We start from the raw sequence: 26,657 nt of genomic DNA, 5'->3' as shown, positions 1-26,657 counted from the left end.
CCTTTCAACAGTCGTACGTGCGGGGTTCAGCTGCGCAGGCCGTCTGTGGTGTCGCGCACCGCGGCGAGCTCGCGTTCCTTCGCGGCGTACAGCGCCGGGATGTTGCTCGTGCCGAAGGTCCGGGCACCGTGCCGGTCGATGAGCTCCAGGAAGTACGTCCGGCGGATGTGCGTCGACTTGGCGAAGATCTGGTACATCTGGCCCCAGTGGTCCCGGTCGACGAGGATGCCCAGCGGACGCAGCTTCTCCACGGGCACGTCGACCTCGCCCAGCCGCGCCTCGAGCATGTCGTAGTAGCTGGCCGGGGTCTGCGCGAACTCGACACCCTTGGCGCTGTAGGCGCGCACCGCGGTCACGATGTCGTGGGTGCTGTAGGCGATGTGCTGCACGCCGGCGCCCTCGTGCCAGGACAGGAAGTCGTCGATCTGGCCGGCGCGGCGGCTCAGGTCCGGCTGGATCAGCGTGAACGTGACGCCGCCCGACGGGCTCTGCACCACCTTCGACTGCATGCCCTGCTCGCCGACCTCGATGTACTCCTGGAAGATCATGCCGAACCCGAAGACCCGTTCGTAGTAGCGCACCGTCTCGTCGAGCTCGCCGGCCTGCAGGCAGATCGCGGCGTGGTCGATGGTGTGCAGCAGGTCCGCGTCGGTCGGCGCGGGCCGGGCGGGCTCGTCGATCGCCCCGGGCAGGAACCGTTCGCCGCCGGGGACGCGCTGGACCAGGCGGTGGGTCACGTCGCCGAAGCCGGACACCTCGGCGGTGATGACCGTGGTGCCCTCGTGCGCGAAGCGCTGCGGCGGCTGGATCGCGGTGGCCCCGGCGGCGACCGCCTCGTCGAACGCGACCTGCACGTCGGCGCAGCCGAACGCGATGACCGCGACCCCGTCGCCGTGCTGGGCGACGTAGCGGCTCGCACGGTGCCCGCCGCTGAGGCCGGAGGTGAGCAGGATCCGGATGTCGCGCTGTCCCAGCAGCACGCTGCGCTGACCCGGGAGGCCGGTCTCCGGGCCGCCCTGCCCGTAGACGTGGAAGCCGTACGTGGCGCACAGCTGGTGCGCCGCCTGGCGCGCGTCGCCGACGAACATTTCGATGTGGTCGGTGTCGAGGATCTCCATTGCCTGCTTCCCTTTCGGGTGATCGGTCGTTCCCAGGTGGCTGCGACGAGCGGGCGTCACGCCGTGCGTGTCCACGAGGACTCCGGCCGGCCGAAGATCAGGCTCACGTTGTGGCCGCCGAAGCCGAAGGAGTTGGACAGGACATGGGTCACCTCCGCGGGACGGGGTTCGCGGAGGTGGTCCAGGTCGCAGGCGGGATCGGGCTCGTCCAGGTTGTGTGTCGGCGGAAGCAGCCCGCGGAGCATGGCGTGGACCGACACCGCGGCCTCCACCACCCCCGAGGCGCCGAGCATGTGGCCGGTCACGCCCTTGGTGGAGCTGACCGGCGGGGCCCCGGCACCGAACACCGCGCGGATCGCGGTCGACTCGGCCACGTCGCCGAGCTTGGTACTGGTCCCGTGCGCGTTGACGTAGCCGACGTCGCCGGGCTCGATCCCGGCGTCGGCGATGGCCCGGCTCATGCAGGCGGCGGCGGCCGACCCGTCGGGGCGCGGGGTGGTCGGGTGGTGGGCGTCGTTGGTGGCGCCCCAGCCGACGAGGTCGGCGTAGCGTCGGGCGCGGCGGGCCTCGGCGTGCTCGGCGCGCTCGACGACGAACACCCCGGCGCCCTCGCCGAGGACGAGCCCGTTGCGGCGGCGGTCGAACGGGCGGCTGGCGGCGGTCGGGTCGTCCCAGCCGCGGGCGAGCGCCCGGGCGTTGCCGAACGTGTCCGCGAGGGTCGGGAACAGCGGGGCCTCGCTGCACCCGGCCACGACGACGTCGGCCTCGCCGGCGCGCAGCAGGCGCACCGCCTCGCCGATGGACTGGGCGCCGGCCGCGCAGGCGGTGCCGATGGAGGAGCTGTACCCCTGGATGCCGTGGCGCATCGCGACCCGGGCCGCGCCCATGTTCGGCAGCATGCCGGGCAGCAGGTAGGGGCTCACGCCGAGGCGGCCCTTCTGCGAGCGCAGCACCGCCTGCGCGTCCAGGGTCGCCAGGCCGCCGGTGCCGGACAGGATGATGGCGATGCGGTACGGGTCGACGTCGCGGCCGACCTCGATGCCGGCGTCGGCGAGGGCCTGTTCGGCGGCGGCCATCGCCATGACGATGTACCGGTCGACGACCCGCGTCTCCGGCGCCGGCAGCACCGACGTCGGGTCGATCGCGGGCGCGAAGGCGGCGACGTCCACCGACCCGGCGAGGGGATGGTCGGCGCCGGGGCGGACCAGCCCGGAGCGCCCGTCGCACATGGCGTCGAAGACCTCGGCGCCGGTGCTGCCGACCGGGGTGACGAGCCCGATCCCGGTGATGGCGACGGACCTGGTCATGATGCCCCTCTTTCGGTCACGAGCACGGCGGCGGCGGTGTCGTGGCTGGTTCCGGTGACGGCCTCCGGCACGGTGGCCTGTTCGAGCAGGACGAGGAGGACCTCGCCGGCGTCGCCGTCGGCGAGCAGGAGCCGGGCCACGCTGAGCCCGGCGTCGGTGCTGTCCACGCACACGACCGGCCCGGTGAGCTGCCATCTGGCCGCGACGTGCCCGGCGACGGCGTTCGGCACCGACTGGAAGAAGAACAGCGGCCCGACCCGGCCGCCGGTGTCGACGGCCCCGGCGACGTGCGCCGCGCTGGCCACGTCGCCGAGGGCGGTGACGAGCACGATCGCGGTGACCGCCGGTGGAGCGCTCTCCGCACGGCGCTGGAGGCAGCGCCCGGCGGTGGCCGCGACGAGAGGGTTGAACGACGAGTGCACGAACCCGGCGAGCTTCGGCAGCTCCTCGTCGCCCGGCTCCGGCCAGTCCGCGGCGGCGAGGACCGCCAGGCCGGCCCGCGTGGCGAGCGCGGTCAGCGGCGGGATCTCCTCGACGAACAGCTCCGCGGTGCCGAGCCCCTGTGGCTCATTCGGTTCCAGCAGTAATCCGCTCATGCCGGCACCTGCGCTGCGCTCCGGCGCCGGCCTGAGCTCCACCCTGAGCCCATGATTCGTGGCTCCTCGCTGCGCTGCGGGCCGCTCATGCTGATCCCACCAGCAGCGCGGTGTTGGCCCCGCCGAACGCGGCGTTCAACGTCAGTGCGTATGACGGCGTGGCGGCGGTGAAGCCGTCCAGCACCAGGTGCAGCGGGCAGTGCTCGTCCGCGGCGAGGAACCCGGCGTTGACCGGCAGCCGGCCGGTGCGCAGCGCGTGCAGGGTGACGATCAGCTCCAGGACGCCGGAGGCCTCCAGGGCCTGGCCGTGCAGCGACTTCGTCGACGACACCGGCACCGTCGCGGCGTGCTCGCCGAGCGCGATCCGCAGCGCCGCGGCCTCCGCGACGTCGCTCTGCGCGGTGCCCGAGCCGTGTGCGTTGACGTACCCGAGCGCCTCTGGCCCGATCCCGGCCCGCCGCAGCGCGGCGGTGACCGCCCGGGCCAGCCCGGCGCCCTCCGGGTGTGGTTGGCACGGGTGGTACGCGTCGCCGGCGCGGCCCCAGCCGGCCAGCCGGGCGAGCGCCGGGACACCCCGGTCCCGGGCCGCGGCGGCGGACTCCACGACGACCGCGCCGACCCCGTCGCCGAGGAGCAGCCCGCGCCGCCCTTCGCTGAACGGGCGGACCTGTCCGTCAGTGGACAGTGCACGGCCCGCGTCGAAGAGGGAGAACTGATCAGCGTCCACGAGGTACCCACCGGCCACGACCACGCGGTCGAGCTCGCCGCGGGCGATCGCCGCGGCGGCGTCGGCGACCGCGGTGCTCGCCGCGACGCACGCCGAGGTGTATGCCCGGATTCCCGCTCCCAGCGGCAGGTCCGTGGCGAGCCCGGTGGTGGCGGCGAGCGCGGCGGTGAACGCCGTGCTGCTGTGCCGGCGGCGGTCGGCCTCGGCGACCCGGGCCAGCGCCGGGTCACCGTGCAGGGCCAGGAACAGCGGTGCGCCGGACCGTTCGGCGGCGCTGAGCTTGGCCTCGTCGCAGGCCTCGTCGACCACGCGGACGAGCTCGTCGGTGAGGGCGGGGGAGCCGGGCACGGCCGCGGCCACCCCGACCCGCCGTGCCGTCACGTCGAAGCGGTCCACCGGCCGGAACGCCGGCGCGCCCGCGTCCAGGCCGTCGGCCAGGGCGGTCATGCCCCGGCCGAACGCGCTGAGCACGGCCGCACCGGTCAGCACCACGTCACCCGGACCGCGCCGAACGGCCATGGTGGTGGTCATCGTGAACCCGTCTCGACCTTCAGTTCCTGAAGGACCTCGAGCGTCCCGCTCACCGTCGACATCCGGGCGAGGGCTTCGTCGTCGAGGTCGAGCGGCACGCCGTAGTGCTGTTCGAGCTGGTGGACGAGCCACGCGAGCTCCAGCGAGTCGATCCCCTCGGCGACGTCAGCCGGCGTGCGGTCGCCGTACGTGGCGAGCATGGCCAGGACGTCGTCGCGGGTTGGTGCAGTGGCCACGTTCAGCTGCCCGCCGTGGCCGCGGCGGAGCGGCGCTCGGCGACCGCGGCGATGAACTCGCCGACGGTCATCCCGGCCAGCTTCTCCGCCTCGTCGTCGTCGAAGCGGACACCGAAGCGGTCCTCGACGCGCACCGCCAGCTCGGCGAGCGACAGCGACTCGAGGTCGGCGCCGGCCGGGCCGAGCGCGGTGTCGTCGTCGACGTCCTCGACGCTGTAGTTCATCTCGGTCAACGAGTCCAGCAGGAACTGGCGAATTTCCTGATTCGTCGTGTCGTTCATCGCGAGTGGTTCCCTTCCTTCACGGGTGCCGGCGCGACCGGGTCGGTCGCGCCATCGGTCACGTCTTGCCCCGCCCGCTGCGCCGGGATCGCCACCTGGGGCGCCGCCGGGGTCGCGGGCGCCGGCGCGGCGGCGAGCAGCGCGGCGCGGTCCCGGACGAGCTTGCCGGTGGCGGTGCGCGGCAGCTGCTCCACGACCTTCAGCACGCGCGGCCGCTTGAACCCGGCGAGCCGTTCGGCGAGGCGGTCCTGGAGCTGTGCCGCGGTGTGGCCGTCGCGCAGCATCACGTACGCCTCGATGGCCTTGTCGAAGGTCACGACGGCGCCGGCGACGCCGGGCAGCGCGGCGAGCGTGTGCTCGACCTCGGTCAGGTCGACCTTCAGGCCGCCGACGGAGACCTGCGAGTCACGCCGGCCGTGGATGCGCACGCGGCCGGTGGCCTCATCGACGCTGCCGGCGTCCTTGGTGTGCAGCCAGCCGTCGGCCCAGCGGGCCGGGTCGACGAGGCCGAGGTACGGCGACGCGGGCAGCGACACGAGCAGCTCGCCGGCTTCCTCGCGGACGGTGAGGCCGGGTGCGGGGGTGAGAGAAGGGCGGTGTTCGCCGAACAGGTCGGTGGCGATGACCCCGACCTCGGTCATCCCGTACATGTTGCCGAGCCGGATGCCGTACCGGTCGACGAAACCGCTGTAGACCTCGGCGCGGACGAGCTCGCCGCCGGTGGTCATGCCGGTCAGCTGGGGCAGGCTGGGCGGAGCCTGCACGGAGGAGAGCAGCTCGATGTGGAAGGGGACGCCGAGCAGCGTGGTCGGCTCGGGTCCGGCGGCGACCGTGGACAGGATGCCGTCGGCGGTCATCCGCGCCGGCACCACGAGCTGAGCGCCGGCGTGCAGGCCGTAGAGCAGGCCGCCGACCAGACCGAGCACGTGCACCATGGACGCGAGCGAGACGATCCGCTCGCCGGCCTGCGGCACACCGGCGCCGATCTTCACGTACCGCTCGATCTCCTCGACGAGGTTCGCCGCGGTGCGGGCGATGACCTTCGACGGGCCGGTCGAGCCGGAGCTGAGCTGGATGAGCGCGTGCGCGGTGTCGGCGGGCCGTCCGGGGTAGGTGGCGACGCGCTCCTCGATCTCGACGAAGCCGCGCAGCGGCCCGCCGGTCACGTGCTTGGCGGAGACCACGACCTGCGGCGCCAGCCGCTGCAGGGCGTTGTCCACCTCGAAGGCGGTGAGGCGGTGGTCCAGCAGGGCCGCGCGGGCACCGAGGCGCCAGGCGGCGAGCAGGTTGGTCACGAACGCGAGCGACGGGGCGAGGCACAGGGCGACCGACCCGCCGGGGCCGAGACCCGCGGCGGCGAGCACGGACTGTTTGGCGGCGATCATCCGGCGCAGCTCGGCACGGGTGACGGGGGCCTCGAAGACCAGGGCGACCTGGTCGGCGGGGCCGGACAGCAGCACCTCGTCGACCCACGACGGGTCGATCGCCGGGATCGGCTGGGTCTCGAGTGCGACGTCGGTCACCCGGAACCCCTTCCTACGCGCGCGGCTGCTCCGCTGATCGACGGCCCTCGTTGGCCGGCGAGCAGCGTGTGCAACCCCCGAATGAACACACTGGCGAACGTCGGGCGGCCTGCGGCCACCGGCGCGAATCACGCCCGGACACAATGCGCAGGAAATAGTCGGCCCGACTAGCCATAGACCTTACGCAATCAAAGCGGTTTTACAAGAGTGCACAACCCGACGGTGCCGCTGTTTGTCCGTTCTGCCACCCCTACGACCGCTAAGAATCGTTTGCTTCGATACGTTCAGCATTCCCGGACGAATTGCGAGAAGCCGAGGTCACGGCCGGTTGGGGGGACATCAGACGAATGGCAAATGGGACGATACTGGTCGCTAGGCGACGCACCGGACGCAACTGGTGCTTACCCTGAGAACGCTCTCCTCACGCCCATTGCCGGGCCCTACGGTGCGCAACCGCCACGATTGACCCCGGTCGACGTCGCTTCGGGCCGATATACCGTTTCGCCATGTATGGCGGCATGATGAGCGTCGGGCTGCGCGATCTCCGACACTGCAGGCCGGGGCCGGTGAAGAGCCATGTAACGTGCATTGACAAGCGTCGGCGCGTCGCCCATACAATGGCCGGGCTCCGTGCGTCCTAACCGGACGCGCCCATAGCTGGTGATCCCATTCGGAGATTTGCGACTGTGAAAGCAAATGCCAGTTCCGCATACCCGTCCGCACCGGCCGGGCCCGGACTGAACGCCGCCGTCGAGCGGTATTACGACACCACCCTGGACCTCTACGAGGACCTGTGGGGCCAGCACGTGCACCACGGCTTCTGGGACGCCGGTGAGCGCCCCGGCAACGACGAGGACCGGCACGCCGCGACCGACCGTCTCGTGCGTGAGCTGGTCGCCTTCGCCGGTCTGCCGGCCGGCGCCCGGGTCCTGGACGTGGGCTGCGGTATCGGCGGGCCGGCGATGTACCTGGCCGGGCCGCTCGGCTGCACCGTCGAGGGTGTCACCCTCAGCGCCGCGCAGGCCGCCCGTGCCAACGAGAAGGCCGCTGAGCTGGGCCTCGCCGAACGCACCAGGTTCCGCCAGTGCGACTTCATGGCCAACGACTACCCGGACGCGTCCTTCGACGTGGTCTGGGCCGTTGAAAGTCTCATGCACATCGCGGACCGGGCGGCGTTCTTCGCCGAGGTGCGGCGGGTGCTGAAGCCGGGCGGCATCGTCGCGATCGCCACCTGGTCGGTCCGCGACGGAGAGCTCACCGCGCAGGAGTCCCGGGTGGTCGACCAGATCCTGCGCCATCAGGTGATGCCCAGCTTCTCCTCGCTGGAGGAGCACGAGCGGCTCGCCGCCGCGGCCGGGTTCACCGACATCGCGATCGTCGACTGGAGCGCCAACGTCGCCAACTCCTGGGAGCCCGGGTTCGCCCAGGTCAAGGAGCTGGACAACGGCCGGTCGATGATGCGTGACCTGGCCCGCGACCGGGGTGTGGACGTGCTCGGCTTCTTCTACGCCGGGCCGCTGATGCTCAAGGGCTTCGAGACCGGCGCGGTGACCTACGGGGCCGTGCGCGCCACGAAGCCGGCGGCAGGGGACTGATCGTCGTGGCCGCGGCGCCGCACCAGGAGATCGTGGAGCTGCTGCGCCAGGTCACCGGCGAGGACGAGACCTGGGCGGCCGGCGTGACGCCGTCGACCCGGGTGGACACCGACCTGTTCATCGACAGTCTCGAGGTCGTCGCCCTGAGCACCAGGATGCGGGAGCTGTACGGGGTCGACCTCGCCGCGCACATCGCCGGGCTGGACCTGCCGGAGCTGATCGAGCTCACCGTCGCCGACCTGGCGGAGCTGGCCGGGGGCGGTGCATGAGCAGGCCGCAGCGCAGCGGAGGTGCCGGCATGAGCGGCCCGGAGCGCAGCGGAGGGCTGCGAATCATGGGCTCAGGGTGGGGCTCAGGCCGGCGCCGGAGCGCAGCGGAGGTGCCGGCATGAGCAGGTTTCTGTTCCTGTCGCTGCCGCTGACCGGGCACGTGAACCCGATGGTCGCGGTGGCGAAGGTGCTGCTGGCGCGCGGGCACGAGGTGCTGTGGGCGGGGTCGGAGTCCTTCCTGCGCCCCCTGGCCGGACCCGACGCGGTGATCCACCCGATCCCGCTGCGCGCCCACCGTGGCCAGGCGGAACGGGGCCTGGACGCCACCCGCTCGCGGTGGGAGGGCTACATCCTGCCGCACACGAAGCACACCCGCAAAGGCGTCGAGGCGGCCGTCGAGGCGTTCCGGCCGGACCTGCTCGTCGTCGACCAGCACGCCATCGCCGGCCCGATCGTGGCGCACCGCTTCGGCCTGCCGTGGGTCACCGTCGCGTCCAGCGCGATGGAGCTGACCAGGCCGTTCGCCCGCGGGCTGCCGAAGGTCGAGGCGTGGATCCAGCAGCGGATGCGCACCGCGTGGAGCGCCGCCGGGCACGACGGTGAGCCGCCGTGGGACCTGCGCTTCTCCCCGCACCTGCTGATCAGCTTCCTCGGCGAGGACCTGCTGGACGACCCGTCGCAGCTGCCGGCGAACACCCTGGTGGTCGGCCCGTCCCTCGCGGAGCGGGCGCCGGACCCGGACTTCCCGTTCGACTGGCTCGACCCGGCGCGCAGGCACGTCCTGGTGACCATGGGCACGCTCAACATGGACCAGGCCGCGCACTTCTACCCGCGGATGCTCGAGGCGATCGCGCCGCTCGGCGAGCAGCTGCAGGCGGTCGTCGTCGCGCCGCAGGGCACGATCACCGGCGAGCCGGGGCACGTGCTGGTCCGCCGGCCGGTGCCGGTGCTGGACCTGCTGCCGCACCTGGACGCGGTGGTCAGCCACGGCGGCGCCAACACCGTCAACGAGTCCCTGGTGCACGGCGTGCCGCTGCTCGTCGCCCCGATCAAGGGTGACCAGGCGCTGATGGCCTCGGCGGTGGCGCGGGCCGGCGCCGGGCTGCGGGTCTCGATCGACCACAGCCGGCCCGCCGCGCTGCGGGCCGCGCTGCTCGACCTGCTCGACGACCCCCGCTACGCCGAGGCGGCGCGCGCGACCGGCAAGCGACTGCTCGCGGGCGGCGGCGCCGATGCCGCCGCGACGGCACTGATCCAGCTGGCATCCGCCGGCACCCCATCGCAACGTACGACGTCTGAAAGCGAGCAAGCGCGTGAAACTCCTGCGTGACACCTGGTTGATCTTCCAGCGGCACATGCTGCTGATGCTGCGGTCGCCGCTGTGGGTCGTCCTCGGCGTGGCCCAGCCGGCGGTCTACCTGATCCTCTTCGCGCCGCTACTCAAGCCGGCGCTCGCCTCGGTCGGCGCGGACTCGATGAGCGACGCGTACAAGATCTACGTGCCCGGCATGCTCGTCGCCCTGGCGCTCGCCGGTGGTCTCTACGTCGGCTTCGGCCTGCTCGGCGACCTCGCCAACGGGGTCATCGAACGGTCCCGGGTGACCACGGTCAGCCGGGTCGCGCTGCTGCTGGGCCGCTCGCTGCGCGACGTCGTCACCGTCGTCGTGCAGTCGATCATCATCACGATCCTGTCGCTGCCGTTCGGCGTGTTCGTCAACATCGGCAGCCTGCTGCTCGGCTACGCGATCCTGGCGCTGTGCGCGCTGTCCTCGGCGTCGATCTCCTACGGCATCGCGATCCGGGTCGCCAACCCCAGTGTCCTCGGCCAGGTCGTCAACAACATCGCCCAGCCGCTGATGCTGCTGTCCGGCACGCTGCTGCCGCTCGCGCTCGCGCCGCTGTGGCTGCGTACCGTGGCCGACTTCAACCCCTTCAACTGGGCCGCCAAGGGGCTGCGGGCGCTGTTCATCGGCAACACCAGCGACCCGGCCATCTGGCAGAGCATCGTCATCGCCGCCGGTCTCATGGTGGTCGCCGTGATCTGGTCGGCCCGCACATTCTCGCGTTCGGTCCGGTAAGGGAGCAGGATCATGATCAAGATCAAGGGACTGAAGAAGATCTACAAGTCGGGCCGCGGCAAGAAGGCGACCAGCGTCGAGGCGGTCAAGGGCATCGACCTGGACGTCGCGCAGGGCGAGATCTTCGGGTTCCTCGGCCCGAACGGCGCGGGCAAGACCACCACGCTGCGGATGCTCGCCACCCTGCTCTCCGTCGACGACGGCGAGGCGACGATCGCCGGGGCGAACCTGCGTACCGAGCCCGAGGCGGTGCGCCGGGCGATCGGCTTCGTGGCGCAGGGCGGCGGCACCACCGACGACGTGACCGGCCGCGAGGAGATCGTGCTGCAGGCGCGCATGTACGGCATCAGCAAGGCCGAGGCGGAGCAGCGCGCGGAGGCGGCCCTCGCCGCGTTCGACCTGACCGAGTACGCCGACCGCAAGTGCAAGACGTACTCCGGTGGCCAGCGCCGCCGCGTCGACATCGCGATGGGCGTCATCCACCAGCCGCAGGTGCTGTTCCTGGACGAGCCGACGTCGGGCCTGGACCCGCAGAGCCGCGCGCACATGTGGGACGAGATCCGCCGGCTGCGCGCCGAGGGCATGACCGTCTTCATCACCACGCACTACCTCGACGAGGCCGACGCCCTCTGCGACCGCATCGCGATCATCGACCACGGCGAGATCGTCGCGGAGGGTACCCCGGCCGACCTCAAGCGCGAGATCTCCGGCGACGTGGTCACGGTCGTCGTCGCCGAGGACGCCGAACGCGCCGGTGAGCTGCTGGGCAAGGAGGAGTTCGCCAACGGCGTCGAGGTCCGCGAGGACAATGAGCTGCGGCTCAACGTCGATGCCGGCGACTCGGCCATCCCGCAGATCATGCGGGTGCTGGAGGGCGCGGGGATCAAGCTGGAGACGATCGAGCTGCACCGCCCGACGCTCGACGACGTCTTCCTCACCAAGACCGGCCGTTCCCTGCGCGACTGATCCGGCAGGGCACCGCGACGACGGAGGGCGCGACCCGCGCGGGTCGCGCCCTCCAGCGGGTCTCAGAGCCGCTCGCCGCCGAGCGTCTCGGCGAGGCAGGCCTGCATGGTGGTCAGCATGGTGGTCAGCGAGTCGCGGTCGAAGCCGGCCCGGTTGACCCGGAACATCAGGTTGAGCGAGGTCAGGCCGCGCACGATCAGGTAGAAGCCGGGGCCGGTGGTGCGGCCGTGCTCGAACCAGTCGATCTTCGGCGGGCGCAGCTGGTCCTGCGACGGGAAGCCGGGCGGCGCGAGCATCGGGTTGTAGTAGAAGCCGCGGTCCACGGGCGGGTCGAGGCGGGCGTGCTCGTCGCGGATCTGCCAGATCGCGTCCGGCGAGCACACGCCGTTCTTCAGCGCGTTGAACGCCTTCCAGTGCACCTTGGGCAGGATCGCCGCGAACGGCTCGTCCTCCTCCAGGTCCAGCAGCAGCGGTGCCCACTGGTTGAGGCTGGTGACGACCCGGGCGTGCTGCTCGTCGAACCGGTTGGCCGACATCGGGAACAGCAGCACCTCGCGCTCGCCGGTGGCGGCCTGGATGCCGCGATAGTAGGCGGCGAGGATCAGGCTGGCCAGGGTGACGTCGTGCTTGGCCATCGCCTCGTGCGCCAGCGGCATCGGGATGCCGGTCTGCAGCACGGCGCCGAGCGGCGTGAGCTCGCCGGTCTCCGGGCGGTGCGGCGCGGCGGCCATGGTGCGCCGCCAGTAGCGCTCGGCGTTGCGCAGCCGGGCGCTGCCCTCGCCCTGCTGGTTGAGGGCCAGCTCGAGCGGGCCGGGGGCGGGCGGCAGGTCCGTGCCGCCGAGGATGGTCTCGAAGTCCTCGCGGAGCACGACGGACGCGACGCCGTCGGCGGCCATGTGGTTGACCACGACGAGGACCTGCCGGGGCACGCCCGCGTCGAGCAGGATCCAGGCCCGCCAGGGCAGCTCGCGGAGCGCGTCGATGCCGCGGCGGATCTCCTCGGCGTCCTTCGCCTCGCGGTCGGCGACGTCCGCGGTGCCCTGCCTGACCTGGGCGAGGACCTCCTCGGCGGTGTGCGCGGCGATCCGCTGGCGGGGGAAGCCCTCGTCGTCGACGACGTACGTGGTGCGCATCGAGGCGTGCCGCACGGCGACGGCGCCGAGCGCGGACCAGACCTGCTCCTCGCTCCAGGTGCCCTCGGGGAGGTCCCAGACGAAGGAGAGGTTGGCCTCCCACAGCCGGTCGGGTGGGAACCGTTCGATGTCGCGCCAGACGGACAGCTGTCCGACGGTGGCCGGATACGTCTCGTCGCCGGACAAGGTGCGCCTCCAGGGTGCTGCTCGGTGCGGTGGTCTTCGGTGCGGCTCATGGGGGAGTACGGCAGCCCGTCCGGCAAGCGGGCGGCACCCATGCCCGTCGGGTGCCGCCCCGCCCGTGCGGACACGGGCTGCCCTACTCATTCGGTGGTGCGTGCTTCAGGCGGTGCGGCCGAAATCAACGGCTGGACACGACCCGGCTGGACACGACCCGGCTGGAGACGACGCGGCTGGACACGACGCGGCTGGAGACAACGCGCATGAAGTTTCACCTCCTCATATCGTTTGGCACATCACAGTGCGATATGGAATGGCGGGCCGCATCGCATCCGTCGCCTTCACGACGAATGCGCTCCGGCCCGCTGTGGTCATTCTGAACGACCGAAGTCTATGACCGCCAGAAGCATCACCCCGCGTGTGGATCGTGTCAACCGCGCACCTAACGACTTAGGAATTTTTCAATGCCATTCGCATTTCTACGGCGCATCCCCGGAAATCGGACATAACGATCGTTAAAATTCGGACCTTCGGGCATTGATTGGATGAGATCAATATTCGCCTCTTTCGTCAGGTAGAAGACAGCCGATAGGCTTCGGCGCAGTGCTTGCAGGGTGGGCCCGCGCGATCATCCGGGTCCGAACAGGTCGGGATCCGGACAAGACGCAGGTGGTCCCTTTCGAGCACATTCACTCACCAGGCAAGGGAGGTGCGAAATGAAGTCTGCTCAGCTGCGTGGTAGCAACGCTCAGCTCCGGAGTGTCAACGCTCAGCTCCGGAACGCCCGGCTCTAGTTCTGTCGCGGCGGCCGGCCGGCACGGCGCAGGCGTCGCCGGCCGGCCGCCACCCGGTCGCAGGCCCTTCAAGCCTGCGCGTACACCGACGATCACGAGGCGAGAGGTCATGGCGGAGACTGCGACGGTGCAGCGCGTCCCGGTGCACTTCAAGGGTGAAGGATCGGGCGTCGAGGAATTGACCTGGGGCCAATGGGCCGCGTGGAGATCCATGGAACTCGGCGGTGGCCGGGTCGACTGGGCCGGCGGCACGATGCCACTGGTCGACGGCCAGACGATCGAGCAGATCGTCATGGAGCTCGCGTTTCTGATGAGCCGGCACCAGTCGCTGCGGACCCGCTACCGGCTCGGCGAGGACGGCCTGCCCCGGCAGGTCCTGTCCGAATCCGGCGAGCTGCTCATCGAGATCGTCGAGGCCGGGACGGAGGACCCGGCCGAGGTCGCCGACGCCCTCGACGTCGCCCTGCAGGAGGCGCCGTTCGACAACGCCGAGGACTGGCCGGTGCGTGCGGCGGTCGTGTGCCGCGACGGGACCCCGGTGTGGTTCGTCGTGCTGTACTCCCACATGGCCATCGACGCCTACGGCATCGAGGCGCTCATCGCCGACATGGCCAACCTGGACCGGGCCACCGGCGAGCACCTCGCCCCGGTCGCCGGCATCCAGCCCGCGGACCTGGCCCGCCAGCAGCGCGCCGGCGCGGCGAAGCGGCAGCACAACGCCTCGCTGCGGCACTGGGAGAAGCAGCTGCGCGAGATCGCGCCGGACCGCTTCCCGCCGGTGGCCGACCCGCCGTCGCCGCGGTACTGGGAGGCGACCTACACCTCACCCGCCGCCTACCTCGCCCTCGGCGTGATCGCCGAGCGGACCAAGGCGCACAGCAGCACGATCCTGCTCGCCGCGTACGTGCTCATGCTGGCCCGGGTCTCGGGCTACTCCACCACCGTGGTGCGGATGCTGGTGAGCAACCGCTTCCGGCCCGGCTTCAAGGAGTCGGTCGCCGGCCTGGCGCAGAGCGCCCTGTGCGTGGTCGACACCGCGGACGTCAGTTTCGACGAGCTGATCGCGCGGGTCTGGAAGACCCAGCTGACCGCCGGCCTGCACGCCTACTACGACCCCCGCGGCCTGTGGGACATGATCGCCCGGGTCGGCGAGGAGCGCGGCGCCACCCTGGACCTGCAGTCCTACTTCAACGACCGGCGCCGTTCGCTGGCCTCGGCGGAGGTGCTGCCGCAGGCCGGCCCGCAGGACATCACCGAGGCGCTGCCGAAGAGCCGGCTGCGCTGGGGACGTGGCTCCGACGATCCCGGCGCCACGGTTTTCTTCCTGATCAACCCGGTGCCGGACACGGTCGACATCACGCTGCGCGTCGACACCCGGTGGGTCGCCCCGGACGATCTGGTGGCGATCCTGCGGGGGATCGAGGAACTGGTGGTCGCCGCCGCGCTCCAGGAGTAGCCGATGCATGTCGCCACGTCCCACCTCGCCGTGCCGTTCCTCGGCGACGACACCGGCACCGGCGACCCGACGGGCCCGCTGACGTGGGGGCAGGCGGAGATCTGGCGGACGATGCGGCGCACCGGCCGGACGATGAACATCGGCGGCACCGTCGCGCTCGCGCCGGGCGCCACCGTCACCCAGCTCGCCGCGACCCTGGGCGCACTGGTCGGCCGGCACCAGGCGCTGCGCACCCGCTTCGACCTCACCGCCGACCCGCCCCGGCAGACCGTGTCCACCGCGGGCACCGTCACCCTGGAGATCGTCGCGTCCCGCGCCGGCGACGCCGAGGCCGACGCCGAGACGCTGCGCCGGCGGTACGAGCTCACCCCGTTCGACCCCGCCGCGGAGTTTCCGGTCCGGTGGGGCGTGGTCACCACCGGCGACACGCCCAGCCACCTCGTCGTGCAGTACTCCCACCTCGCCGTCGACGGGTTCGGCATCGAGGCGATCGTGCGGGACCTGCCGCTGCTGGGCTCAGGTGCCCCGCCGGCCGCCGCGGTCCAGCCCCTGCAGCTGGCCCGCCGCCAGGCGCAGCCGGCCGAGCGCCGGCACAGCGCGAAGTCGCTGCGGCACTGGCAGGCGACGCTGCGGGACCTGCCGGCCGAGCGGTTCGGCGTCTCCGACGACCCGCGCACCCCACGCTTCTGGGAGCTGGTCTGCCGCTCCCCGGCGCTGCACCTCGCCCTGCAGGTCGTCGCCGCCCGCGGCGCCGTGGAGACCGGGCACGTGCTGCTCGCGGCCTACGGCGTCGCCCTGGCCCGGGTCACCGGGCGCCGGCCGAGCGTCGCGCAGGTGCTGGTCAGCAACCGCTTCCGGCCCGGCTTCGCCGACGCCGTGTGCCATCTGACCCAGCCCGGCATCTGCGTCATCGACCCGGACGGGGACCTCGACACCGTCGCGAAACGGGTCTGGCGGGCCGCGACGACCGCCTACCTGCACGGCTACTTCGACCCGGCCGACCACCGGGCGATGCTCGACCGGCTCGCCGCCGAGCGTGGCGTGCCGATCGACATCTCCTGCTTCGTCAACGACCGGCGCGGCGCGGCCGCCGCGCTGCCCGCGGTGCCGCCCACCGCCGAGCAGGTCCGCGCGGCGCGGCCACGCACGACGCTGCGCTGGGACCGGACCCTGCCGACCTACGACGGCACCTTCTACCTGCAGGTCGACGCCGTCGGCGGCCCCGAGCCGGCGGTCGAACTGGCGATCTGGGCCGACACGCACCGGCTGTCCCCGGCGCAGGTCGAGGCGTGCGCCCGCGGCATCGAGGCCGCCGCCGTCGACGCGGCGCTCACTGCGGGCGGGTGAGCGCCGCGACCCGGTCCGTCGGTCACGACCCGCGGCGAGCGCCGCCGTGACCGCCGCCCGCTACGGCAGCCGGACCGACTGCGGGGTGTGGAACACGTCCTGCGGGTCGTAGCGCTGCTTCACCTGCTGCAGGCGGGGGTAGTTCGCGCCGTAGTACGCGCCGGCCCAGTCGGTCAGGTCCCGGCTGGCGTAGTTCTGGTACACCTCGCCGGTCAGGTGCGGGGCGAGCCGCTCGACGAAGTCGTCGACCCAGGCGACGTTGCGGTCGGTCTCCTCGTCGCCCTGCCACTGCGCGATCACCGAGATGTAGTGCAGCGGCGCCCGGTGCACGAACGCGGTCGCGTCCGGGGCGACCCGGCCGATCGCGCCGCCGCCGAGCAGGTCGAACCGGACCATGGAGTACCCCGACGGCATCCGCCGGAAGCTGTCCAGGATCGTGGCGAACGCCGGCTCGTCGAAGCCGTCCGGGGTGAAGTAGCCACCGAGCCACTTCGACTGCAGCCCGTACACGATCTCCTCGCCCATGCCCTGCATGAGGTCGAAGTACGAGGTCTCGCCGATCGAGCTGAACAGCGGCTCGCCGAGCGCCTCGATCGGCTTGAGCGCCTCGGCCGCCTCCCCGGGAGGGCCGACGTAGAGGCCGTACATGACCACGACCTGCTCCCCGTCCGGGTACGGCTCCGTGGTCAGCAGCAGGCAGAACGCGAGCCGCTCGTCGGTGCGGCCGTCGTACAGGTCGCGGTAGGCGCGGAAGACCTCCTCGGCCCGGGCGACGGGCCACGCGATCACGCCGCCGACCACGGTCTTCGGCAGCGGGTTGAGCCGGTACGTCAGCGACGTCACCACCCCGAACCCGGCGCCGCCGGCCCCGCGCAGCGCCCAGAACAGGTCCGGGTGCTCGTCCTGGCTCACCGTGAGGACCGTGCCGTCGGCGTCGACGACCTCCGCGGCGACGATGTGGTCGCAACCCAGCCCATAGGTGCGGCCGAGCGGGCCGTAGCCGCCGCCGAGGCTGTAGCCGGCGTTGCTCACCGTCGGGCACTCGCCGCCGGGGCCGGCCAGCCCGTACTCCAGGCCGTCGTCGCCGGTGAACGAGTGCGCGACGTAGGTCACCTTGTCGATGTCGCGCCAGCCGACGCCGGGCCCGACCGTCACCGTGCGTGCCTGCGCATCCAGGCTGATCGACCGCAGACCGCCGACGTCGACCACGACGCCGCCCTCGACCAGGGACAGCCCGGCCGCGTGGTGCCCGCCGCCGCGGACCGCGAGCGGCAACCCGGCCGCGCGGGCGAACCCGATCGCGGCCGCCACGTCGGCGGTGTCGGCGCACTGGGCGATCAGGGCCGGGCGGGTCCGCACCCGGGTGTTGAACAGCACCCGGGCCGCCTCGTAACCGGGGTCGTACGGGGTCACCAGGGTGCCGTGGAACGTGTCACGAAGACCGGCAAGATCGAGTCGCACCCGCAGATACTGTCACCGACCCGAGGTGTCGGCAAGCAGCTCCAGCACCGCCGCCTCGCTGCGCTCACGGGTCGCCGTCGCGGCCTTCGGGATCGTGACGCCGCCGCTGTACAGGTCGACCACCCGCGGGTCCACATAGGACGCCCTGGCGACCGCGGGGGTGTTGCCGAGGAACTCCGACACCTCCCGCATGACCCGCGGCACGGCCCGTTTCGTGACCCGCGGCTCCCGCGCCAGCAGCCGGGCCGCCAGGACGGTGCCGTGCCAGGTGCGGAAGTCCTTCGCCGAGATCTCGATGCCGCCGACGTCGCGCAGGTACGCGTTGATGTCGCCGCTGCGCACGTCGGCCCAGCGCCGTCCGTCGCGGTACACCAGCAGCTCCTCCTGCCCGGTGTCCTGCCGCAGCAGCTTCCGCAGCACGGCGCCCACGTCGGGGTCGGTGACGTCGACGGACCGCTCGATGCCGCCCTTCGCCGGGTAGCAGAACCGGACCGTGCCGCGGGGCACCGCGACGTGCTCGCGCTGCAGCGTCGCCAGCCCGAACGTGCCCTCCTCGCCGGCCGCGTACGCCTCCCCGCCGATCCGGAAGCACCCGACGTCCAGCAGCCGCACCGCGACGGCCAGGATCCGGTCCCGGCCGAAGCCCCGGGTGTGCAGGTCGGCGTCGACCTGCTTGCGGATGTGCGGCAGCCGCTCGCCGACCTCCAGGACGTGGTCGAACTTCGCCGCGTCGCGCTTGACCCGCCACACGTCGTGGTAGCGGTACTGGCGCCGCCCGGCCGCGTCGGTGCCGACGGCCTGGATGTGGCCGCGGGGATCGTCGCTGATCCACACGTCACGCCAGGCGGGCGGGATGACCAGGGCCTTGATCCGGTCCAGCTCCGCCCGGTCGGTCACCGCCGCGCCGTCGGCGTGGTGGTAGCTGAAGCCCCTGCCCCGCCCCTTGCGCCGGTAGCCGCCCTTGCCTGGTGTGCTGCGCCGCAACCGCATGGCGTCACCCATTCCCAGACGCCGCTGCCCCAATCAATCGTCTTCGCCGCCGCCGGTGGACCCGCCCCGCCTCACCACAGCCAGCGGCGGACCTTCTGGCGGGTGGCGCGGCGGCGGGCCCGGGGCAGGCCGGCGAGGGCCACCCGGCCGTGCTCGGCCTGACGGGCGTGCAGCAGCCCGTAGGTGAACGCGTTCTCCCCTTCGGCGAACGCCCGCATCCCCTGCTCGCGCAGCAGCTCGGCGGTGACGATGGCGTCCTGGTGCGCGCCGAGCACGTCCTGCAGGTCCTTGAGCCGGTCGGCGAGCTTCGCCGCGGGCGTGCCGGCGACGGGGGCGGCGAGCTCGGCGGCATACCGGGCCCGCTTGTACGCCTTGCGCGCCTCGTGCAACGCGACGTCGGTGCCGGCGGTGCCGCCGGCGGGGGTGCCGGCCGTCACCGGCTCCGGCCGCGCGGTCGCGGCGGCCAGGCGGCGGTCGGCGCGGCGGACCGCCCGGCGGGCGAGACGGCGCATCCGCCCCTTGCCGGCCGGGCCGCCGGCGGCGGCCGCCGCGACCAGCGCGTCGATGTCGTTGAGCAGGGCGATGTACCGGTCGCTGTCCAGTCCCTCGATCAGCCGCTCACGGGCGGCCTGGGTGCGGGCGGCGAGCAGCTCCGAGACCCGCGCGGCGACCGGACCGACGACCAGCTCCGGCGGCTCGGCGGCCAGCAGGTCGGCGAGGCGCAGGGCCATGACGTCGCCGTCGCGGACCTCGCCGAGCAGGCCCGTCAGCCACTTGATCTCGTCGTGCAGGCGGTCGAGGTCGCCCTCGTACGCCGACAGCAGCGGGGCGAAGGTCCGCAGCGTCGAACGCAGCCGCCGGGTCGCCACCCGCATGTCGTGCACCGCCTCGACGTCGCCGGCGCGGGCCTGCGGGTCGTGGGCGACGACGGCGTCACGCTGCTCGGTGACGTACGCGACGAGCGCCCGCCGGCCCGCGTCCCGCTTGCCGTCGCCGGGCTTGGCCGGCCCGGTGGTGCCGCCGTCCCCGGCGGCCTTCGCGGCGGCGGCCGGGTGGTCGGGGCCGAGGGCCCGGGACAGCTTCGACGGCGAGGCCGACGGGCGGGCGCCGGCGGCGCGCAGCGCCTCGTCGATGAGGGTGAGGTCGTCGGGGGAGCCGTCGACCAGCTCGACCTCCAGCTCCCGCCAGCGCTGCGCGACGCGGGCGCCGATCAGCGACTCGGTCTCGACGGTGTCGTCGGCGACGAGCGCGACCGTGGCGCCGGCCGCGTCCTGCAGCCCCCGCTCGACGCGGTGGGTGCGGATGAGGGCGACCGGGTGCAGCGGCTCGCCGCGGGTCACCGCCCGGACCTGGGTGGTGATCCGCGGCGGCGGTGCCTGCTCGTCGTCCCCGGCCGGCACCTGCAGCTCGCTGCGCTCGCCGCCGGAGGGCCGTTTGAGGTGCCAGCCGGCGTCGTGTCCGCCGCTGCGGCGGCGCAGCGTCATCCGGCCGGAAGTGAGGCGCAGCCCTGCGGTGTCGTAGTAGGTCGCGTCCAGGTGTTGGTCATCGGGCTCTGTAACCCTGACCACATCAGCGATTCCGATCATCGAGGGCATCGTGAAGTCGTCGGGCAGCTCGTACTTCCGTTCCACCTCAAGCTTTTCGGCCATGTCGATACCTTACCGAGCGAACGCCCGGACGCGAAAAGGTAAACAGGAGCCCAAGAAAAGGTGAGTGATCCTCTGTCGCTCGGCGTGTCGTGAGGCTACGGTGTTGACAGCGCAACGATTCGAGCCCTGTTCGAGGGTCCGAAAGTCGCACCGTTCCCTGGGAAGGGGAGGCACCGATGGCGAAGAAGTCGAAGAAGGGCAAGAAGGACAAGAAGGACAAGAAGGGCAAGAAGAAGTAGCTCTGCCCGCTCTGTGTCGCCCCCGCGCCGTTCCGGTGCGGGGGCGACAGTGCGTCGGGGCGCGGGTCACCCTCCAGGATGAGCCTACGGTTTCCGGGGTGTTTCATTCGGAAATCCACGTGATCGGCGGGACGTAACCTTGGTCAGGTGAGCTGGCTGGTGCGCGTCGTGACCTCGTCCGTGATCGGGCAGCGGGTCCGGTTCGCCGCGCGGATGCTGCGCGACTGGCGGCTCACCGTCGCGTGGGGCAAGTCGCTGCTGCGCAGCGGCGTCACGTCCGTGGTGGTCCTCGCCGTCACCTTCTGGCTGCTGCCGGGCGTCACCGCCACCGGCGGCCCGGCCGCGCTGGTCGAGCTGGCCGTCCTGCTCGCCCTCATCGGCACCCTCATGCGCCTGGTGCTGTTCGGCGTGGCCGTCGTCATCGGCGGCCTCGGGGTCCTGCTCGTCGGGGTGCTGCTGCAGACCGGCGTCATGTTCACCGCACTGCGCGTCGCCGAGGGCGTCTCCGTCGGCAGCGTCCTGGACGCGTGGGTCGCCAGCTGGACCGCGGCCGTGCTCACCGCCCTGGTCAACTGGCTCGCCGACGCCGGCAGCGACGACGTGTTCCTCGGCCAGACGCTGCGGCAGATGGTCCGCCGCAACCACGAGCGGCCCGCGACCGAGCCGGGCGTGCTGTTCGTGCAGATCGACGGCCTGTCCGCGCCCCTGCTGTCGTGGGCGGTGAAGGCCGGCAACCTGCCCAACCTCGGCAAGTGGCTGCGCACCGGCACCCACGCGCTGGTGCCCTGGCACACCGGCATGCCCGCCACGACCCCGGCCAGCCAGGCCGGCATCCTGCACGGCAGCGAGTCGGAGGTGCCGGCGTTCCGCTGGTACGAGAAGGCGACGGACCGTCTCGTCGTCACCAACCGGCCGCGGGACGCCGCCGAGGTCGAGGCCCGCATCTCGACGGGGCGGGGGCTGCTCGCCGACGGTGGCGCCAGCATCAGCAACGTCTTCTCCGGCGACGCCCCGACCAGCCTGCTCACCTTCAGCAACGCCGGCCTGCCGGGCCGCACCGCCCGCGGCTACCTGGCGTTCGTCGCCAGCCCCTACGGCTTCGCCCGCGCGATCGTGCTGTCGGTCGGCGAGATGCTCAAGGAGATCCAGCAGGCCCGCCGGCAGCGCTTCCGCAACGTGTACCCGCGGGTGCCCCGCACCGCCGCGTACGTGGCCCTGCGGGCCGTCACCAACGTGCTGCTGCGCGACCTCAACGTCTCCCTCATCGCGGAGCAGATGACCCGCGGCGCACCCGCCATCTTCTGCGACTTCGTCGACTACGACGAGGTCGCCCACCACGCCGGCCCGTTGCGCCCCGAGGCCCTGCAGACCCTCGAGGGCCTCGACCGGGTCCTCGGCACCCTGCACCGCATCGCCCAGGTCGCCGGCCGCCGCTACGAGATCGTGGTGCTCTCCGACCACGGCCAGAGCCAGGGCGCGACGTTCTCCCAGCGGTACGGCCAGACCGTCGAGCAGGTCGTCGCCTCGATCGCCGGTCACGTGGCCGCCGCCACCCCGGACCCGAACGACGACGAGCGCGCCCGCGCCCACAACCTCCTCCTCGCCGTCGCCGGCCGCCCCGACCGCGCGAAACCGACCGCCGCACCGGCCCCGGTGGTCACGGTCGCCTCGGGCAACCTGGCGATGCTGTACCTGACCGAGCATCCCGGCCGCGCGACCGTCGAGGAGATCGGCGTGGCCCGGCCCGCCCTCATCCAGGGCCTCGCCGAGCATCCCGGCATCGGTCTCGTCGTCGGCCTGTCCTCCGTCGACGGCCCCGTCGCCTTCGGCCCGGCCGGCCGGCACCGCCTCCGCGACGGGCAGGTCGACGGCGAGGACCCGCTGCTGCCGTACGGTCCCCGCGCCGCCCGGGACCTCCTCGCCCACCAAGCCGTGGCCAACGTGGGCGACCTGGTCCTGGTCAGCCGGGTCGACCCGGGCACGGACGAGGTCGCCGCGTTCGAGGAGCTGGTCGGTTCGCACGGCGGCATCGGCGGCTGGCAGACCGAGGCGGTGCTGGTCTACCCGGCCGGCTGGCGGTGCCTGGACCGCACCCCGGTCGGCCCGGCCGCGGTGCACCGCCAGCTGGTCCAGTGGCTCGCCGACCTGGGCCTGCGCGACGACGCCGCGGACAGCCCGCCGGCCGCGGGAAGCCTGCCGGCCGCGCAGTGCCTGCCCACCGCCGCCGGCGCGGTCGCGGCGGACGCTGCGGTGGCGGCCGACGGTGTGGTGGCGACGGACGGTGTGGTCGCGGCCGACGGGAACGGTCCGGGCACGGACCTGCCCGAACCCCGCGAACCCGGGCGGCCGCTGTTACCGGCCGACAGCCCGCACTGACGCACCGGTTGGCGGGCCCACAGCGCTCAGGCGGTCTCCGACGGGGCGTGGCCCGTGGCGCGCCGGTCGCGGCGCTCCCGGCGGTGGCGCAGCCAACTGGCCAGCTGGGTGGCGCCGAGGGCGATCACCAGCGCCGCCACGACGCCCTGCCACGGCTGGGGGAAGACCGAGCGGCCGAGCAGGCCGATCGCCGCGTACGTCGAGGACCACAGCGCGCAGGCGGCCACGTTGGCGGTGGCGAAACGACGCCAGGACAGCCCGACGATCGCGGCGGTCAGCAGGACCGGGATGCGGCCGCCGGGGACGAGCCGGGACACCAGCAGGGCGCTGACCGGCCGGGCGGTCAGGCGGCGCTGGACGGCTTCGGCGAGCTGCAGCGGCTGGCGCAGCAACCGCAGCCGCCGGGTGAGGGCCTCGCCGCCGGCCCGGCAGATCGCGTAGGTGACCGCGTCGCCGCAGTACGCGCCGGCCGCGCCGGCGGCCACCACGGCGAGCAGGGCGAGCGGGCTGCGGTGCGCGGCGACGACCGCGGTCGCGCTCACGGCGGCGCCGGTGGGCAGGATCGGCACGGTGGAGCCGACGGCGACGACGGCGAAGAGCCCGGCGATCGCGGCCAGCAACGCCCCGAAGGTGGTCACGCGGCCACCGTGAGGGATTCGCCGGGCGCCAGGACCCGCACGTCGGTCTTGGGCGCTGCGGCGGCGGTCAGGTCGGCGAACTCGTCGCCGGGGCGGTGGAAGCGGTCGGGCCGGACCCGCCGGCAGCCGACCGGCCACAGGGTGCCCCAGTGGATGGGGACGGCCTGCGCGGGGTTGACGAGGCGCATCGCCTCGGCGGCACCCGCCGGGTCGAGGTGGCCGGCGCCGAGCGTCCAGCCCCACCCCCACACCGGTACCAGCGCCAGATCCAGCGGGCCGAGGGAGCGCATCTCGTCGAAGAGGCCGGTGTCGCCGCCGAACCAGGCCGAGCGGGTGCCCTCGATGACGTAGCCGAGCGCGACGGCCCGGATGCGGGACTTCGGGTTGCGGCGGCCGTCGTGGTTGGCGTGCACCGCCCGGACGCGCAGCTCGCCGACGTCGACGCAGTCGCCCGCGGCGACCTCGACGATGTCCCGGCCGGCGCCGAGGCGGGAGCGCAGGAACGCGCCGCCGCCGCGCGGCACGAGCAGGCGGGTGGACGGCGGCAGGGTCCGCAGCGACGGCAGGTCGCAGTGGTCGCCGTGCAGGTGGGAGATGACCACGGCGTCCGGCGCGGCGGCCAGGACCGGGCGCGGGCCGCGGCGGCGGTGCAGGTGCGCCAGCCGGTCGCGCAGCACCGGGTCGGTCAGGATCGTGGTGCCACGGTCGGCCACGGCCACCGTCGCATGCCCCCACCAGGTGATGTTCATGAGCCAATACTGCCCGACGGGCTGTCACGCTCCGCTCCTTGTGGGCCACTGCACGACATGTTTAGATCAATCAACTTTTCCGTGGAAGGACCGCCCAACGATGTCCACCGATGCAGCGGGTTTAGCCTGGGACTGGGAAGACCCGCAGGGGATCGAGGCGGTGGTCGACTCGTTCACCGCCGACCTCGGCAAGTGCGAGAAGCTGGAGCTGCTGCTCAGCACCGATCTCATCACCCGTGAGCAGCTCGACCAGCTGGGGATCACCGGTATCGAGTTCGCCGCGTTCAAGACCGACCACCCGCAGGCGCTCGGCACCGACCTGGTGTCGGTCAGCAGCCCGGAGCTCACCTCCGAGCGGGGGCACATCTACCGCGTCGACGGGTCGGCGTTCTTCGCCGAGATGGACATCTCCCAGCCGCTGCCGATCGTCGACGACGCCGTGGACTGGGTGTACGCGGAGCACCTCATCGAGCACGTGTCGATGAAGGTCGGCATCGCGTGGCTCAAGGAGGTCAAGCGGGTCCTCAAGCCGGGCGGATTCGTGCGGATCACCACGCCCGACCTGAAGATCTACGCGCAGAGCTACGTCAACGGCGACGGCTTCTTCGGCAAGCACCGCCGCCGGGTCGACCGGGCGCTGACCGGTGTCGCGCCGAAGATGCCGCCGCGCGGCGCCTTCATGTTCAACCAGCTGTTCTACGTGTACGGCCACCGCTGGATCTACGACCTGGAAGAGCTGCGGCACGTGCTCACCACCGCCGGGTTCGACCCCGACGGCATCGCGGTGCGGGCCTACCGGGAGGGCGCCCGGCAGGACGTGGCCGACCTCGACCAGGTCCTGCGCAACGACGAGAGCATCTACATCGAGGCCACGGCCTGAGGGGCCGGCGACGCCGCGCCCGCGGCGGCACCCGGGTCGGCGTCCGGAGCCGCCTGGTCCAGTGACCGGGCGGCTCCGACCGTGAAGGCCTCCATCGCCGCCAGCAGCCGGTGCAGGTCCCCGATCGCCAGGTGGTGCGTGTCCACCTCGACGGTGAGCTGCACGGTGCCGACCACGTCGTCGACGTTCACCATGAGCTTCTCGTTGAAGTACGGCATCGGCGTGTCGGACACCAGCTCGGTCAGCGGCAGCGCCGCCTCGATCTCCCCGGCGGTCGGCATCGTGTCCAGCGGGCCGTGCGCCTCGATCACCCCGACCCGCCGGTCGTTGTAGAACACCGCCAGGTCGACCGGCTCGCCGTGCTCGGCGCCGATCCGGTCGATCAGCGCGAGCCGGGCCGCCGGGTCGTAGTACGCGTGCTTCGAGGCGTTCATCGACGCGCGGCGGGCCCGGTCGACCGCCTCGCCGGCGGTGACGCCGTGCAGGTCGACGACGACGAGGCCGTTCTGCGCGAGCGGGGTGACGACGTCGGCGAGGCCCGGCCGGAAGCGGTTGCTGACGATGACCTGCGTGGCGAACGGCGCCGTCTGCCCGGTGACGGCGTTGAACGCGGTGCCGTACGCGGCCAGCAGCACCGGCGCGGTGTCGATGCCGAGCCCCGCCGCGACCCGCTCCGCGGCCAGCAGCAGCGCCGTGGACCGCCACACCACCCGCCGCCACCGCGGCTCACCCCGGTCCACGGTGGCGGGGAAACGCCGCGGCCGGACCGCGCGCAGCTGCGCCTCCCAGTAGCGCAGCGCGGTGTCGGTCTGCCGTTTCGAGGTCCGCTGCGCCTCGACGAGCGCGAGGGGCTGCATCGCCGTGTACGGCCCGCGCGGCTGCCGCGTCACCGGGTCCCGCTCGGCGAGTTCGCGGATCATCGTGCCGAGGCCGCTGCCGTCGGCGGCGAGGTGACACACGAGCACGACGACGTGGGTGACCGCGCCGCGGTGCCGCACCACGGCCTCCCGGATCGGCCACTCGCCGGTGTAGTCGAAGTCGCGGGCCTTCCACGCGGCGAACAGCGCGGCGGCGACCGCGGCCGGGTCCTCGTCGTCGGCGGCGTCGTGGACCTCCAGGACCGCCTCGCCCCGCCCGGCGATCTCCTGCCGCACCAGATGGCACGCGTCGACGGAGGTGGCGTGCCACGGCTCGGCGAAGACCAGGCGGGAGCGCAGCGCCGCGAACCGGCTCATCAGGAACCGCAGCTCCTCGACGAAGTCGGGCACGACACGGCCGTCGGTGACCGGCACGACCCCGCCCATGCTCATCGACGCGCCGACCTCGACGATCGCCCGCCACACCTGCTGCTGGCCCCAGGTGAGGCCGCCGACGCCGGCCCCGTCACCTTCGAAGGGCACGACGATCCGCTCCACCATTGCTCGAACCTCCACACGCTCGCAGGCCTGGATCGTTGCACAGTGATCGACGCGGGTCGTATCGACGAACGGTCCGCGTTGCGGCCCGTGACGGCGGATCGCGCCGCCGGGTGCCCGAAA

23 protein-coding genes are annotated in these 26,657 nt (G+C 72.7%); 9 read left to right on the top strand and 14 right to left on the bottom strand.

Annotated elements, in window-relative coordinates; translation table 11 throughout:
- Positions 1-26: 26 nt before the first annotated feature.
- The 7 genes from hppD to OP18_RS25045 all read right to left on the bottom strand — a co-directional run bounded on the left by hppD (position 27) and on the right by OP18_RS25045 (position 6,319).
- Positions 27-1,118 (bottom strand): 4-hydroxyphenylpyruvate dioxygenase, encoded by a 1,092-nt coding sequence (hppD, locus tag OP18_RS25075; protein WP_033361433.1) that lies wholly within the window; start codon positions 1,116-1,118, stop codon positions 27-29.
- Positions 1,119-1,174: 56 nt separating this feature from the next.
- On the bottom strand, positions 1,175-2,425 hold the full coding sequence (locus OP18_RS25070; RefSeq protein ID WP_033361432.1) for a beta-ketoacyl-[acyl-carrier-protein] synthase family protein: 1,251 nt from the start codon (positions 2,423-2,425) through the stop codon (positions 1,175-1,177).
- The gene (locus OP18_RS25065; protein WP_245635512.1) at positions 2,422-3,021 is read right to left on the bottom strand and encodes a hypothetical protein; all 600 of its coding nucleotides are present in this window, start codon (positions 3,019-3,021) and stop codon (positions 2,422-2,424) included. Before OP18_RS25065 ends, OP18_RS25070 begins: the two co-directional genes overlap by 4 nt.
- A gap of 85 nt (positions 3,022-3,106) precedes the next feature.
- The gene (locus OP18_RS25060; protein WP_033361527.1) at positions 3,107-4,267 is read right to left on the bottom strand and encodes a beta-ketoacyl synthase N-terminal-like domain-containing protein; all 1,161 of its coding nucleotides are present in this window, start codon (positions 4,265-4,267) and stop codon (positions 3,107-3,109) included.
- A gap of 8 nt (positions 4,268-4,275) precedes the next feature.
- On the bottom strand, positions 4,276-4,479 hold the full coding sequence (locus OP18_RS25055; protein ID WP_052387290.1) for a phosphopantetheine-binding protein: 204 nt from the start codon (positions 4,477-4,479) through the stop codon (positions 4,276-4,278).
- Between the two features lie 38 nt (positions 4,480-4,517).
- Positions 4,518-4,796, bottom strand: coding sequence for an acyl carrier protein (locus OP18_RS25050; protein ID WP_033361430.1), 279 nt, complete (start codon positions 4,794-4,796; stop codon positions 4,518-4,520).
- The gene (locus OP18_RS25045; RefSeq protein ID WP_063745579.1) at positions 4,793-6,319 is read right to left on the bottom strand and encodes a class I adenylate-forming enzyme family protein; all 1,527 of its coding nucleotides are present in this window, start codon (positions 6,317-6,319) and stop codon (positions 4,793-4,795) included. The genes OP18_RS25050 and OP18_RS25045 overlap by 4 nt, the downstream gene beginning before the upstream one ends.
- A gap of 686 nt (positions 6,320-7,005) precedes the next feature.
- On the opposite strand from OP18_RS25045, the gene OP18_RS25040 reads away from it, so the two are divergent.
- The 5 genes from OP18_RS25040 to OP18_RS25020 all read left to right on the top strand — a co-directional run bounded on the left by OP18_RS25040 (position 7,006) and on the right by OP18_RS25020 (position 11,227).
- Complete coding sequence (locus OP18_RS25040) at positions 7,006-7,914, top strand: methyltransferase domain-containing protein (RefSeq protein WP_052387267.1); 909 nt, start codon at positions 7,006-7,008, stop codon at positions 7,912-7,914.
- A 5-nt stretch (positions 7,915-7,919) separates the two neighbouring features.
- Positions 7,920-8,183 (top strand): phosphopantetheine-binding protein, encoded by a 264-nt coding sequence (locus OP18_RS25035; protein WP_033361429.1) that lies wholly within the window; start codon positions 7,920-7,922, stop codon positions 8,181-8,183.
- Between the two features lie 118 nt (positions 8,184-8,301).
- Positions 8,302-9,513 (top strand): glycosyltransferase, encoded by a 1,212-nt coding sequence (locus OP18_RS25030; RefSeq protein ID WP_052387266.1) that lies wholly within the window; start codon positions 8,302-8,304, stop codon positions 9,511-9,513.
- Positions 9,497-10,261: an ABC transporter permease gene (locus tag OP18_RS25025; RefSeq protein WP_033361428.1), complete on the top strand. Its 765-nt coding sequence runs from the start codon at positions 9,497-9,499 to the stop codon at positions 10,259-10,261. The genes OP18_RS25030 and OP18_RS25025 overlap by 17 nt, the downstream gene beginning before the upstream one ends.
- Positions 10,262-10,273: 12 nt before the next feature.
- Positions 10,274-11,227: a daunorubicin resistance protein DrrA family ABC transporter ATP-binding protein gene (locus OP18_RS25020; RefSeq protein ID WP_033361427.1), complete on the top strand. Its 954-nt coding sequence runs from the start codon at positions 10,274-10,276 to the stop codon at positions 11,225-11,227.
- A gap of 62 nt (positions 11,228-11,289) precedes the next feature.
- On the opposite strand, the gene OP18_RS25015 is transcribed toward OP18_RS25020, so the two are convergent.
- A complete protein-coding gene (locus OP18_RS25015; RefSeq protein WP_033361426.1) occupies positions 11,290-12,546 on the bottom strand; it encodes a condensation domain-containing protein in 1,257 nt (418 codons plus the stop codon).
- Between the two features lie 897 nt (positions 12,547-13,443).
- Here OP18_RS25015 and OP18_RS25010 point away from each other — a divergent pair.
- Positions 13,444-14,790, top strand: a complete 1,347-nt coding sequence (locus tag OP18_RS25010; RefSeq protein ID WP_033361425.1) for a condensation domain-containing protein — start codon at positions 13,444-13,446, stop codon at positions 14,788-14,790.
- A gap of 3 nt (positions 14,791-14,793) precedes the next feature.
- The gene (locus OP18_RS25005) at positions 14,794-16,137 is read left to right on the top strand and encodes a condensation domain-containing protein (RefSeq protein ID WP_033361424.1); all 1,344 of its coding nucleotides are present in this window, start codon (positions 14,794-14,796) and stop codon (positions 16,135-16,137) included.
- A 60-nt stretch (positions 16,138-16,197) separates the two neighbouring features.
- Here the strand turns inward: OP18_RS25005 and OP18_RS25000 are convergent, their stop codons facing one another.
- The 3 genes from OP18_RS25000 to OP18_RS24990 all read right to left on the bottom strand — a co-directional run bounded on the left by OP18_RS25000 (position 16,198) and on the right by OP18_RS24990 (position 20,237).
- A complete protein-coding gene (locus tag OP18_RS25000; protein WP_081971071.1) occupies positions 16,198-17,598 on the bottom strand; it encodes an FAD-binding oxidoreductase in 1,401 nt (466 codons plus the stop codon).
- 12 nt (positions 17,599-17,610) lie between these two features.
- A complete protein-coding gene (locus OP18_RS24995) occupies positions 17,611-18,588 on the bottom strand; it encodes a DNA topoisomerase IB (RefSeq protein ID WP_033361523.1) in 978 nt (325 codons plus the stop codon).
- Positions 18,589-18,659: 71 nt separating this feature from the next.
- Entirely contained in the window at positions 18,660-20,237 is a 1,578-nt protein-coding gene (locus OP18_RS24990; protein WP_033361422.1) for a CYTH and CHAD domain-containing protein, read from the bottom strand.
- A 386-nt stretch (positions 20,238-20,623) separates the two neighbouring features.
- Between OP18_RS24990 and OP18_RS24985 the strand changes: the two genes are divergently transcribed.
- A complete protein-coding gene (locus tag OP18_RS24985) occupies positions 20,624-22,852 on the top strand; it encodes an alkaline phosphatase family protein (RefSeq protein WP_063745578.1) in 2,229 nt (742 codons plus the stop codon).
- Between the two features lie 26 nt (positions 22,853-22,878).
- On the opposite strand, the gene OP18_RS24980 is transcribed toward OP18_RS24985, so the two are convergent.
- Both OP18_RS24980 and OP18_RS24975 read right to left on the bottom strand, forming a co-directional pair.
- Entirely contained in the window at positions 22,879-23,490 is a 612-nt protein-coding gene (locus tag OP18_RS24980; RefSeq protein ID WP_052387265.1) for a DedA family protein, read from the bottom strand.
- Entirely contained in the window at positions 23,487-24,239 is a 753-nt protein-coding gene (locus OP18_RS24975) for an MBL fold metallo-hydrolase (protein ID WP_033361421.1), read from the bottom strand. Before OP18_RS24975 ends, OP18_RS24980 begins: the two co-directional genes overlap by 4 nt.
- A gap of 100 nt (positions 24,240-24,339) precedes the next feature.
- On the opposite strand from OP18_RS24975, the gene OP18_RS24970 reads away from it, so the two are divergent.
- Positions 24,340-25,119, top strand: coding sequence for a class I SAM-dependent methyltransferase (locus OP18_RS24970; RefSeq protein ID WP_033361420.1), 780 nt, complete (start codon positions 24,340-24,342; stop codon positions 25,117-25,119).
- Here OP18_RS24970 and OP18_RS24965 read toward each other — a convergent pair.
- Positions 25,098-26,537, bottom strand: coding sequence for a condensation domain-containing protein (locus OP18_RS24965; RefSeq protein WP_033361419.1), 1,440 nt, complete (start codon positions 26,535-26,537; stop codon positions 25,098-25,100). The two genes, OP18_RS24970 and OP18_RS24965, sit on opposite strands and share 22 nt — an antisense overlap.
- Positions 26,538-26,657 lie beyond the last annotated feature (120 nt).

Origin of the sequence: Dactylosporangium aurantiacum (assembly GCF_000716715.1) — a bacterium.
GTDB classification, from domain to species: domain Bacteria; phylum Actinomycetota; class Actinomycetes; order Mycobacteriales; family Micromonosporaceae; genus Dactylosporangium; species Dactylosporangium aurantiacum.
The sequence above is the reverse complement of the archived record's forward strand: the minus strand, read 5'-3'. Positions and strand labels throughout refer to the sequence as shown.